The organism is Bacillus sp. 22475, assembly GCF_052044835.1.
Classification (GTDB): domain Bacteria; phylum Bacillota; class Bacilli; order Bacillales; family Bacillaceae_G; genus Bacillus_A; species Bacillus_A cereus.
This window is the reverse complement of record NZ_JBQENW010000004.1, coordinates 33,317-45,557: the sequence shown is the minus strand read 5'-3', so window position 1 is coordinate 45,557 and position 12,241 is coordinate 33,317. Positions and strand designations below refer to the sequence as shown.

Below are 12,241 nucleotides of genomic sequence, written 5' to 3'. Positions count from 1 at the left end.
TTGATGAAATATTATTTATTTTTTATGAACTAGCTTATATTATATTCAATAAGTTTGATGTAAAAACAGAAAAAGAGAGGGATAATAATGAGCAATAAGAAGTTAATTTTGAAATTATTCATATGTAGTACAATATTTATCACATTTGTATTTGCTTTACATGATAAGAGAGTAGTTGCAGCTAGCTCTGTTAATGAGCTTGAAAATTGGTCAAAATGGATGCAACCTATACCTGATAATATCCCGTTAGCACGAATTTCAATACCAGGAACACACGATAGTGGGACGTTCAAGTTGCAAAATCCGATTAAGCAAGTGTGGGGAATGACGCAAGAATATGATTTTCGCTATCAAATGGACCATGGAGCTCGCATTTTTGATATAAGAGGACGTTTAACAGATGATAATACGATAGTTCTTCATCATGGGCCATTATATCTTTACGTAACACTGCATGAATTCATAAATGAAGCGAAACAATTTTTAAAAGATAACCCGAGTGAAACAATTATTATGTCTTTAAAAAAAGAGTATGAGGATATGAAAGGGGCAGAAGATTCATTTAGTAGCACGTTTGAAAAAAAATATTTTGTTGATCCTATCTTTTTAAAAACAGAAGGAAATATAAAGCTTGGAGATGCTCGTGGGAAAATTGTACTACTAAAAAGATATAGTGGTAGTAATGAATCTAGAGGATATAATAATTTTTATTGGCCAGATAATGAGACGTTTACCACAACTGTAAACCAAAATGTAAATGTAACAGTACAAGATAAATATAAAGTGAGCTATGATGAGAAAGTAAAATCTATTAAAGATACGATGGATGAAACGATGAACAATAGCGAGGATTTAAATCATCTATATATTAATTTTACAAGCTTGTCTTCTGGTGGTACAGCATGGAATAGTCCATATTACTATGCCTCTTATATAAATCCTGAAATTGCAAACTATATAAAACAAAAGAATCCTTTGAGAGTGGGCTGGGTAATTCAAGACTACATAAATGAAAAGTGGTCACCATTATTGTATCAAGAAGTTATAAGAGCGAATAAGTCATTAATAAAAGAATAAAGATGATGAGAGTAAGAAGCGATAAAATATATCGCTTCTTTTTCTTTTCCAATAACCAACAATATAAATTGTACTTTTATAATAGAAAAAAATAAAAACATAAGATATAATCATACATATAAAATTTGTACCTATAAATTTTATATGTATGATTGAATTTGATTTGTTGTAATGAAATGGAGGTATATACTATGAAGTTTCCACATGATTTTTTATTCGGAGCTGCTTCAGCTTCTTATCAAGTAGAAGGTGCATGGAATGAAGATGGAAAAGGTGTTACGAATTGGGACGAGTTTTCAAAAATTCCTGGCAAAACATACAATGGAACAAATGGTGATGTAGCTGTTGATCATTATCATCGATATAAGGAAGATGTTCGCTTAATGGCTGAGATGGGATTAGAATCGTATCGTTTTTCTATTTCTTGGGCGAGAATATTGCCGACTGGAGATGGAAAGGTAAATGAAAAAGGGATTGAATTTTATAACAACTTAATTGATGAATGTTTAAAATACGGGATTGTGCCGTTTGTCACTTTATATCATTGGGATTTACCATTACCGTTAGAAAAAGATGGTGGATGGACGAATAAAAGAACAGCAGAGGCTTTCGTAAAATATGCAGAAACTTGCTTTAAGGCATTTGGTGACAGAGTTAAGCATTGGATTACTTTTAATGAGACCGTAATGTTTTGTGGATTAGGTTATTTAAAAGGTGCACATCCACCAGGAATACAAAATGATGTTCCAAAGTATTTTCAAGCGACTCATTATGTATTTTATGCACACGCGAAAACAGTTGCGGTGTACAAGCAGCTGAAACAATATGGTGAGATTGGGATTACACATGTTTTCTTACCAGCTTATAGTGTGGATGATCAAAAAGAAAATGTACAAGCAGCAAATCATGCGAATGAATATGAAACGTATTGGTATTATGATCCAATTTTAAAAGGCGAGTATCCGTCTTATGTTGTACAACAATTAAAGGAAAAAGGATGGACTCCTAATTGGACGGTTGAAGAATTAGAAATCATTAAACAAAATGCAGAAGAAAATGATTTTATTGGCTTGAATTATTATCAACCAATACGAGTAGAAAGATACGATATGGATATAAAGAGTGAGGAACATTCTCGAGAAAACTCAACGCTTGCTCCAGGTAACCCTTCTTTTGATGGTTTTTATCGAACAGTTAAAATGGATGATAAAACATATACAAAATGGGGATGGGAAATATCTCCCGAAGGTTTCTTAGAGGGATTGCATATGTTGAAAGCGCGTTACGGTGACATAAAGATGTATGTAACGGAAAATGGACTTGGTGATGAAGATCCAATCATTGACGGAGAAATTGTAGATGTTCCGAGAATTAAATTTATTGAAGCGCATTTAAAAGTAATGAAGCGTGCAATTGAAGAGGGAATTAACTTAAAAGGTTATTATGCATGGTCAGTGATTGATCTTTTAAGTTGGTTAAATGGATATAAAAAGCAATATGGCTTTATTTTTGTCGATCATAATGATAACTTAAAACGTAAGAAGAAACTTTCGTTTCATTGGTATAAACGTGTGATCGAAACGAGAGGGGAAGAGTTATAACAGATAAAAGAGTATTTTAGGAGAAAGTGTATGAGTGCAAAGTATAAACAAATTGCAGATGTGTTAGAGCAAAACATTCGAGATGGGCTTTTTAATGAAACGAAAAAACTACCTACAGAAGAAGCGTTGATGAATCGATTTGAAGTAAGCCGTAATACGATACGTAAAGTAATTAGTCAGCTTGTGAATAGAGGTTATATTTTTCAAGTGCAAGGTAGTGGCATGTTTTTACGCGAAACTTCTGTAACAGATTACATTAATTTAGGAAGTTTACGTGGATTAACGAAAAATCTTGTTTCACAAAATATTGAAACGAAAGTGTTAGAGCTTGAAGTAATAGATGCGGACGAAGAGATAGCAAAGCGGATGCAATGCGAAGCTGGAACTAGGTTGTATTTTTTGAAGCGCTTAAGAATTGTAGATGCTAAACCATTCTCTATTGAAGTAAGTTATTTCAAAAAGGATATTATTCCATATTTGAACGAAGAAATAGCATTAAGCTCTGTATACAGTTATTTCATTGAAGATTTACGATTAAATATTGGTTTTGCTGATAAAGTTATTAGTTGTGAAAAAGTAAATAAAGAAAATGCACAGCTTTTAGAATTAAATGAAGGTGATCCGGCGCTTCTTATTGAAAATACAGTGTATCTTGTAAATGGAACAATTTTTGAGTTATCTCAGTCGATGTTTCATTATGAAAAGGCGAAACTTTTAAATCGAATTAATTTTAAATGAAAAATTATTGTGTGAAAAAAGCAACTGGTCCTAAGTGATCAGTTGCTTTTTATTTTTTTAAGTGGATGAGCAAAAAAACACGAAAGTGGTTGGTCCGCTTTTTGCAAACATCTATTATGATAAGAAAAGAAAGGTAGTATGTTATCAACGTTTTAAAGAGGAAGGTTTTTATGTAAGTTCTTTAATTAAAATAGATGGGTCTTAGAGAGGTGAAAATACAATGAGTTTTGCAATTTCACTAGTCGTTATTATTGTAATTGTATCGCTATTTGGGACTGTACTAGTTGCAAGAAACGTGGAGGAGAATTACGGTAAGTCTACAAAAAGAAATGTGAAAAACTTATCTGCAATCTATATTCTTCTTCTTTTTGTTCTACTGGCCGGGGTAACATGGTATGCGGTAATGATTTAATAGTTTGTAAAAGAAATGAAATGAGAGTATGAAGTTGGAATTTCAGAAGCTATTGAGTAATCAGAAAGAGAACCATTTTGGATATATCCATTTACGGATAAGAAAATGTGACTAATTAATACTATTTTTACGGTGAATACTGTTAGTAAAAAATGAGGATAGTTCGTTTTGAAAGGAGGGAACTAGATGGAATGGAAACCAAATCGTGCAGATAAGACACCTGTATATAAACAAATTGCTGATTATATTGAAAGAGGCATTTCTTCAGGTGAATTTCCTTCTGATAGTAAGTTACCTTCTGAGCGTATATTGGCAAAGGAATTACAGGTGAACCGGAGTACAATAGTAGCTGCGTATGAAGAATTAAAATCACTTGGAGTAGTAGAACGGCAAAAGGGAAGCGGAACACGGGTTAATACAGACATATGGGGTGTCTCACATAAACGAATACCGAACTGGGGTAGGTACGTGGAGGATGGATCGTTCTTACCTAACGTACCACTCGTTCAACAAATTCGAACGGAAACACAAAAAGATGATTTAATTAATTTAGCGAGTGGTGAACTGTCACCAGAATTAATTCCGAGTGATAGATTTCGAACAATTTTGGCGGAGAAAACATTTATGGGAAATCTCGGCTATGACCATCCACTTGGAAATGAGATGTTGAGAAAAACAATTGCAGCACATGTTCAGCAATATAAACAAATTGAAGCAGATTCAAGCTCTATTCTTATTACGTCTGGAGCACAACAGGCGCTTAATCTTATCGTTCAATGTTTATTAAAACCTGGCGATGCGATTGCGATTGAAGATCCTTCATATTGTTTTTCGCTTCCAATGTTTAAATCGGCCGGTTTAAACATATTTCATTTACCTGTTGATGAGCATGGAATGAATCCAGATGACTTAATCGATTTGCACAAAAAGCATCGCATTCGTATGGTATTTTTGAATCCAGATTATCAGAATCCAACGGGTACTGTGCTTTCATTAGCGAGACGTAAAAAGATTTTAGAACTGTCTTCTGAGTTCGGTATACCAATTGTAGAAGATGATCCGTATAGTTTAATTTCTTTTAATGGAGAAGTGAACCCAACATTAAAATCAATGGACCAAAATGGAAATGTTCTTTATATAAGTTCATTATCAAAAATTGTTGCATCAGGATTACGTATTGGATGGATAATTGGTCCTACACGTGTAATTGAGCGTTTAGCAGATGCAAAGCAACAAGTTGATTTTGGCCATAGTGTATTTACGCAGTGGGTAGCAAATCAATTTTTAGAATCAAAGGATTTTCATACACATATTACGATACTTCGTGGACAATTGAAGCAAAGAAGAGATGAATTAATTGCAGAGCTTGAAGGAACATTGGGAGACCGAGTTGAATGTTTCGTGCCAGAGGGTGGAATACATGTATGGTGTAAAGTGAAAGGAAAGTTTGATGAATATCACTTATTAGGTGAATCTATACGGAATGGTGTCGCATTTGTTCCGGGCAGTGTTTTAGGTTCGAAAAATGAATATATACGATTTACGTTTGGTAGAGCGAATATAGAACAAATTCAACTTGGAATTAAACGGTTTGCCGACACGCTAAATGAAATTTCATAATATGGATGTGTGATAGTGAAATGAGGGAAAGAAATGAAGTACGTGATGCTTTTACTTCAAGTAGGCGTGCTATATATATTTAGCTTAGTGGGTACGTGGATTCAGGAAATATTCCATCTATCAATACCGGGAAGTTTAATAGGGATGTTAATGCTGTTCCTGCTCCTTTCCACTCGCATTTTACCGTTAAAATGGTTTGAGTTAGGTGCGGAAAAGTTAATCGTATTTTTACCGTTATTTTTAATCCCTTCGACAACAGGGCTGATGGAATACGGGTCTTTTCTTTTAAGTAAGGGGAGTATTATATTCCTTTTAGTAGTTGCAAGTACTGTAGTAACTTTGATTGTTTCAGGGTATATAAGTCAATTATTAATAACAACAAAAAAATAAAATCGACAAGGTGCACGATTCAAATGGTCTTAATTATTATTACTGTAGCAATTTATTTCTTGGCGACAAAGCTATATAAAAAATTTACGTTTGCATTTACGTTACCGGTGTTAACAGTTACGGCAATTATGATTTGTTTATTTTTGATTTTTGGTATTTCTCATCATGAGTATAGGGAAAATGGAGGAGACATTCTTTCAAGCTTATTGAGCCCTGCAATTGTAGCATTAGCCATACCTCTATTTAAAGAGCGAAAGATACTTATGAAAAATTTTTTATCGATACTTATTGGAGTAGTAATAGGTATAGTGGCTGTAACGAGTATGAATGTAGTGATTGGCGGAATTTTAAATATAGATAAGGAACTTATATTAACTACTTTACCACAGTTAGCAACGATGCCTATTGCCCTATCATTAGCGGATCAAATTGGTGGTATTCCATCTATGACTTCTAGTTTTGTAGTTGTTGCAGGAATAACAGGTGCTATTATCGGACCAACAGTACTTAAGCTTTTCAGTATAACAAGTACGATTGGAAAAGGAGTTGGAATGGGCTGTGCATCACATATTATCGGTGTGAGCCGTTTAGTGAAGGAAGGCGAGAAAGAAGCGACTATCGGTTCGGTAACGATGATTGTAACTGGAATACTCATTAGTATACTAATACCGTATGGAACGAAATTTATTTTTTAAATGTAATGGAGATGATAACAATGACAACATGGTTTATAGTTACATTATTTGTTTTTGGAGCTATTAAAGTATTAGTTTCTAGCATGCCCACTTCTGTTGTAGAATCAATTATTAGTAAATTTGAATTGCATCAAAAGCTTGAGGCGGAAAATACTTCTATATCGATAGATGGAAAAAATATAGAGGGAGAAATGAAACTACAAGTTATTCATGAATTTAATGAGGCTTTGTTTTTAGATAAACATTATTTCCCGCCGCAGGGAGAAGGGACACCAATAGTCATTGATACGAAGAAAGGGAATAAAGAGATTAGGTTTTCTCTATATAGCTATGAGGAACATGTTGATGTCATTAAGCAATATAAGAAGAAAGTCGTTGCCTATCGTTTACGCTCTAAAAGCCTTCAAACATTGGCACCATTAGCAATAATGGAAGAGTATGCTTAAGAAGGGACCTATAATGGTCTCTTTATTTTTTTATCCAATTATATACGTTCCAAATAAAAGAATAAAAAATCATATAACCAAATAAAGAATATGTATGGTTCCAATTCGTACTATGTACAAATAAACCTAAACTTTCAGCAATCTGTTCAAAAAGGCTAGCGCAAATACCGATCGAAATAATAAATAGAATTCTAGAAACTTTAGATAATTTTTTTGAAATGTGTATAAAGATAACTGTTAAAATCGGCAGTACGAACAATGTAAAAGCTATATTAACTGAAAATGTGGATGAGAAGGGTCTAGCTGGAAAGGAATATATTTGTTTATGAACAAAAAAAGCATCTAAACAAGTTCCAATAATAGAAGAGAGAAAGATTGTAACTACTAATGCTAGAAACTCATTCTTCTTCTCGGAGGAGGACATTTTTCTTTGCGAGAATTGCGAGTTCAATTTTTTCGAGTGTTTTGCAGTAGTCTTCTGTAATTTGTCCATTTATATTTTCCTCCTTATCAACTAAGTAATTTACAACTTGCCAATCGGTAAACCAATCTTCACTGTCAACTTCTTCATGCTTCATATCTCGCCATGCATAGATGAGTGAAGGACTGTATATACGATAAGCGCCACTTCGCAACTGGCATTTCTTTATTCGGCGCTTATAAAACTCACGGGAAAAAGATTCATTTACACTTGAAAATAAATGGGGCCAGTAATCTTTCCTTGAGCCTGTATGCGGATGATGTTGGGCCCAGCTTATTATTTGAGATAAAACATGTGTATCTCGAAATAATAATGAATACAATCTTTTTCCAATTAATATTCGTTCATGTAAGGAAGTGAAATGTTTCATTGTATCACCAAATAGTAATACTTTTTGTTTTTTATCATTTTCGTAGAATGGGAAAAGGATATGATTAAACTGAAAGAAATCAAAGAGTTTAAATCCAATACTATTTAGTACAGTCTTTTTAAATTGTACATTTTGAATCACTCTTTTTTCTAAGTAGTTTTGTTCATTAACAATAGTTGCAATCGCTAATGTTTTTTTGTTGCCTGTTTTCCAAAAATCGTTCCACATCGTTTCCATAAATGTAGAAACATTTAGGTGAGGGAGAAGGTGAAATAACTTTTGTGATCTCTTTACACTTTGTTCGTAAAGTAAAAATTGAGGGTATACATCTTGGAAAATAAGCCAATTCCCTCTTTCTAAAAAAGAAAAAAATATGAATTGATCTTTCTCTGATAAAATTCTCGTATATAAATCGCCCTTTAAATCAGTCATATTCCAACCGCCGTTACGTGATACCATATGCCCAAGCAGTGCCCAATGTATTTCTGGATATTGAATGTAAAATTGGTAGTATGCGCGTGTTCTTGTAACATTATTTTTATTTAGTTGTTCTGTTTGTATTTTTATTTTGTTGATGATGAGTTGCTCTTCTTTCGTTAATTTATACATGGTATCAGAAGGAATAAGTTTGCTTTTTTGTTTCAATTCATTTTTTACATCGAATAGGGAGAGAGGCAGTGCTTTGGAAGGTCCGTTATATGTATGATATGAATTGTTTCGGTCCATTCCGTTACCTCCCTTTTTCATAAATTTAAACATGATTATTGGCTATGAATCATTCTATTTATTTTATTACGAGTATAAGAAATAAATGAGCGGTGTTTTTTTACAAGGAATTTATTTATCATGCAAACAGTATGGAAAATCTTACTGTTGTGAGGTGAAATGAAAAACAGAAACTAAGTTTAATAGTTTCTGTTTTTTTATTTTGTCAATTAAATGTAACAAACGACGATTATGATTTGAATCAATTGAAAATAATTCAATAAATATTATTTGAATTGAGATGTTTCGTAGGAGGAAAAGGAATGTTAAATAAAATAATTTTAATTACTGGTGGTACAGGTTCATGGGGGCATGAACTTATAAAACAACTATTAGAAAAATCACCGAAAGAAATTAGAGTTTTTTCAAGAAATGAAACGGTTCAGTTTGAAATGCAGCAACAGTTTATAAATGATGATAGGCTAAAATTTATTATTGGAGATATTCGTGATAAAGATCAACTAGTCTATGCATGCCAAGGTGTACATTATGTATTCCATCTTGCAGCTTTAAAACACGTTCCAGTATGTGAGTATTATCCTTATGAAGCTATAAAAACTAACATACATGGTACGCAAAATGTAATTGAAGCCTCTACACAGATGCAAGTTGAAAAAGTTATATATGTTTCAACGGATAAAGCAGCTGATCCATCAAATACGTATGGGATGACAAAAGCAATTGGTGAAAAATTAATGGTTCATGCGAATATACAAACGAAGAAAACAAAATTCATTTGTGTTCGTGGTGGAAATGTTTTAGGAACGAGTGGAAGTGTAGTACCGCTTTTTAAACAACAAATTAAAAGATCTTCACAAGTAGGGATTACCGATGCGAATATGACTAGATTTTTCTTAACAGTTGAAGATGCTGTTGGATTGTTATTTAAAGCCGTATCTCAAGGTAGAGGCGGGGAAATCTTTGTTATGAAAATGCCGGCATGTAAAATAACAGATTTAGCAGAAATATTAATTGAAGGTTCGAAAAAAGAAAATATTAAGGTGAAAGAGGTAGGGATAAGACCGGGTGAAAAATTAAGTGAAATGCTTCTATCTGAGGTAGAGAGTAAAACAAGTATAAGTTTTGATCAAAATTATTTTGTGGTACTACCGACGATTCCTATCGAAGGACTTCAAGAATATTATTCTAGCTATCCGCTAGTGGATGTGAAGAGTTTTAGTTCTCAACAAGACTTGCTTGCAAAACATGAGGTGAAACAAATGCTATTAAAAGGAGGGTTTTTGCGATGAAAAAAAATGCGAGCCTTTTAATAACTGGTGCAAATGGTTTCACAGGACGCCATGCTTGCCAATATTTTTTAGAGCAGGGCTTTCATGTAATTCCTATGTTTCAAAATCGTGCACATAGAGAAAAAATTAGAAATGGTATTACGTGTAATTTAACTAATAAGAGCGAAGTAATGAAGGTAATGAAACAAATAAAGCCAGACTACGTATTGCATTTAGCAGGAAGGAATTCGGTTATAGAATCTTGGACAGCTGCTCTTGAGTATATAGAGATTAATGTAATAGGAACGTTATATTTATTAGAAGCAATTAAGCAAGAAGCCTCGCATTGTAGAACATTAGTTATAGGATCTGCTTTGCAAGCAGATAGTATGAACGAAATAAAAATTTCAAATCCATATAGTTTAAGTAAAACGATGCAAGTCATTATTGCAGAGGCTTGGGGAGGATTAATGGATTCAAATATTATCATTGCAAAGCCCTCAAACTTAATTGGTCCAGGGGAATCGAATGGCATTTGTTCGATTCTCGCAAAGAAAATGATAGATATAGAATCAGGTAGAAGTAAAGCCATTATTGAAGTAAACAGTTTGAAAGATAGTAGAGATTTTCTAGATGTACGTGATGCGATTAAAGCGTATCATGTGTTATTACGAGATGGAATAAATGGAAAACAATATAATATCGGATCAGGAGTAAAACGATCTTTATTAAATGTACTAGAACAATATAAAGAATTAACACAGCTAAATTTTTTTATAGAGGAAACAGAGAAAAGTGGGAGCGACTCAAATGAGAGTTTAGCAATAGAGGAAATAAAAAGGTTAGGTTGGATCCCAGAAATTGAATTTCATCAATCATTAAAAGATGTACTTGAGTATGCGAAGTGTAGTGACATCTGCATGCAATGAAAAACAAAAAAGGGTGTAAGAAATATATGAATGATTATGAAATAATAGATAATCAAAATACGCTATTTCTTTCAATTGTTGATACGTTGGATTGGAGAGATGAAGAAGCGCATGTATTGCGTCTTTATGAGGCAATACATAAATATCAAGCGTATGTAGAAGAAAAAAGGGTTAATCAAATAAAGTCAGCATTAGAGACGGAAACTAGATATGTGATTCAAATCTTTGCTCAATACGAGTGTAGTGAGTATGGAAATGATTTTTATGAACTCATTAAAGATCTTTTACAAGATATAGAGGTGGAGTTAAAGATTTATATAAAAAATAATAATTTTATTTACATTTAAAAGGTAAATATAAAGCTAGATTTTTAATAATAAAGGTGGGTATAAGTTATGAGCAAAACGATTCTTTTTACTGGGGGCGGTACAGCCGGACACGTTATGATTAATATTGTATTAATTCCTAAATTTATAGAGCAAGGATGGAGAGTCGAGTATATTGGATCCAAAAATGGAATTGAAAAATCATTAGTGCAAAATGTTAAATACAATAGTGTTTCAACGGGCAAGCTTAGGAGATATTGGGATTGGGAGAATTTTAAAGATCCTTTTAAAATTATACGCGGTTGTTTACAAAGTTATAATTTAATTAAGAAAACAAAGCCTGACGTTATCTTTTCAGCAGGAGGATTTGTTTCAGTTCCTGTAGCTATAGGAGCATGGTTAAATCGTGTGCCTATAATTATACGTGAACCAGATAGCACATTAGGGCTTGCCAATAAAATAGCATTACCTTTTGCTACAAAGCTATGCACAACATTTCCTCAGACAGGAGAAAATGTAAGTAATGAGAAGAAGGTTTATGTAGGACCAATTGTAAGGGAAGAAATTGAGAAGGGTAACGTATTACGAGGAAGAAGATATTGTGAATTTCAGCAAGATAAACCAGTATTATTAATTATGGGTGGGAGTCAAGGTGCTAAGTGGATAAATGATATGGTAAGGGAATGTTTAGATACAATACTATTAAACTTTAATATTATTCATATATGTGGTAAAGGGAAGGTAGACCCATCTATTGGCATGGAGGGATATATGCAATTTGAATATATAGGCGACGAGTTGCCGCATATACTAAATATGGCAAGTGTTGTAGTTTCTAGAGCGGGTTCTACTGCTATTTCTGAATTGTTATTTTTGAAGAAACCGATGTTGCTTATCCCGTTAACTAACAGTTCCAGTAGGGGAGATCAAGTTTTAAATGCTGAATATTTTTCACGGCAAGGATATGCGGAAGTTATACTCCAAGACAGAGTAAGTACGAATACATTTATACATGCAGTAAATAAGTTGTATACAAATAAGGAGAAATATATTCAAAACATGAATGGATATAAGAAAACAAATGATGAGGGAATTCATCAAATAATAGATATAATAAATGAAGTGGTGAAGTAATAGAAATGTAAATAGAAAAACAAAAGGA

14 protein-coding genes are annotated in these 12,241 nt (G+C 33.0%); 12 read left to right on the top strand and 2 right to left on the bottom strand.

What is annotated here, in order from left to right; translation table 11 throughout:
• Positions 1–87: 87 nt before the first annotated feature.
• The 8 genes from plcA (at position 88) to ACTJJY_RS08785 (ending at position 6,979) form a co-directional block, all read left to right on the top strand.
• Positions 88–1,077, top strand: a complete 990-nt coding sequence (gene plcA, locus ACTJJY_RS08820; protein ID WP_440605384.1) for a phosphatidylinositol diacylglycerol-lyase — start codon at positions 88–90, stop codon at positions 1,075–1,077.
• A gap of 191 nt (positions 1,078–1,268) precedes the next feature.
• Positions 1,269–2,678: a glycoside hydrolase family 1 protein gene (locus ACTJJY_RS08815; RefSeq protein ID WP_440605383.1), complete on the top strand. Its 1,410-nt coding sequence runs from the start codon at positions 1,269–1,271 to the stop codon at positions 2,676–2,678.
• A 30-nt stretch (positions 2,679–2,708) separates the two neighbouring features.
• Positions 2,709–3,416 carry a GntR family transcriptional regulator gene (locus ACTJJY_RS08810; protein WP_001274912.1) on the top strand — a complete coding sequence of 236 codons (708 nt, stop codon included), beginning with the start codon at positions 2,709–2,711 and terminating at the stop codon, positions 3,414–3,416.
• Between the two features lie 220 nt (positions 3,417–3,636).
• Positions 3,637–3,828, top strand: coding sequence for a hypothetical protein (locus ACTJJY_RS08805; RefSeq protein WP_000006458.1), 192 nt, complete (start codon positions 3,637–3,639; stop codon positions 3,826–3,828).
• A gap of 186 nt (positions 3,829–4,014) precedes the next feature.
• Positions 4,015–5,448: a MocR-like pyridoxine biosynthesis transcription factor PdxR gene (gene pdxR / locus ACTJJY_RS08800; protein ID WP_440605382.1), complete on the top strand. Its 1,434-nt coding sequence runs from the start codon at positions 4,015–4,017 to the stop codon at positions 5,446–5,448.
• Positions 5,449–5,481: 33 nt separating this feature from the next.
• Positions 5,482–5,838 (top strand): CidA/LrgA family holin-like protein, encoded by a 357-nt coding sequence (locus ACTJJY_RS08795; protein ID WP_000878380.1) that lies wholly within the window; start codon positions 5,482–5,484, stop codon positions 5,836–5,838.
• A 23-nt stretch (positions 5,839–5,861) separates the two neighbouring features.
• On the top strand, positions 5,862–6,533 hold the full coding sequence (locus tag ACTJJY_RS08790; protein ID WP_326341618.1) for an LrgB family protein: 672 nt from the start codon (positions 5,862–5,864) through the stop codon (positions 6,531–6,533).
• A 20-nt stretch (positions 6,534–6,553) separates the two neighbouring features.
• Positions 6,554–6,979, top strand: coding sequence for a YfmQ family protein (locus ACTJJY_RS08785; protein WP_440605381.1), 426 nt, complete (start codon positions 6,554–6,556; stop codon positions 6,977–6,979).
• A 22-nt stretch (positions 6,980–7,001) separates the two neighbouring features.
• Here ACTJJY_RS08785 and ACTJJY_RS08780 read toward each other — a convergent pair whose 3' ends face one another.
• Both ACTJJY_RS08780 and ACTJJY_RS08775 read right to left on the bottom strand, forming a co-directional pair.
• Positions 7,002–7,403, bottom strand: a complete 402-nt coding sequence (locus ACTJJY_RS08780) for a CBO0543 family protein (RefSeq protein WP_440605380.1) — start codon at positions 7,401–7,403, stop codon at positions 7,002–7,004.
• Positions 7,378–8,556, bottom strand: coding sequence for a DUF2515 domain-containing protein (locus ACTJJY_RS08775; protein WP_000375774.1), 1,179 nt, complete (start codon positions 8,554–8,556; stop codon positions 7,378–7,380). The genes ACTJJY_RS08780 and ACTJJY_RS08775 overlap by 26 nt, the downstream gene beginning before the upstream one ends.
• 302 nt (positions 8,557–8,858) lie before the next feature.
• On the opposite strand from ACTJJY_RS08775, the gene ACTJJY_RS08770 reads away from it, so the two are divergent.
• From ACTJJY_RS08770 to ACTJJY_RS08755, 4 genes are read left to right on the top strand one after another with little or no spacing between them, the layout of a single operon-like run.
• Positions 8,859–9,845 (top strand): UDP-N-acetylglucosamine 4,6-dehydratase family protein, encoded by a 987-nt coding sequence (locus tag ACTJJY_RS08770; RefSeq protein ID WP_440605379.1) that lies wholly within the window; start codon positions 8,859–8,861, stop codon positions 9,843–9,845.
• Positions 9,842–10,753, top strand: a complete 912-nt coding sequence (locus ACTJJY_RS08765; RefSeq protein ID WP_440605378.1) for an NAD-dependent epimerase/dehydratase family protein — start codon at positions 9,842–9,844, stop codon at positions 10,751–10,753. Before ACTJJY_RS08770 ends, ACTJJY_RS08765 begins: the two co-directional genes overlap by 4 nt.
• Positions 10,750–11,100 (top strand): DUF6572 domain-containing protein, encoded by a 351-nt coding sequence (locus ACTJJY_RS08760; RefSeq protein ID WP_003315123.1) that lies wholly within the window; start codon positions 10,750–10,752, stop codon positions 11,098–11,100. The genes ACTJJY_RS08765 and ACTJJY_RS08760 overlap by 4 nt, the downstream gene beginning before the upstream one ends.
• 48 nt (positions 11,101–11,148) lie before the next feature.
• Positions 11,149–12,213: an undecaprenyldiphospho-muramoylpentapeptide beta-N-acetylglucosaminyltransferase gene (locus ACTJJY_RS08755; protein ID WP_440605377.1), complete on the top strand. Its 1,065-nt coding sequence runs from the start codon at positions 11,149–11,151 to the stop codon at positions 12,211–12,213.
• The last annotated feature ends 28 nt before the right edge of the window (positions 12,214–12,241 follow it).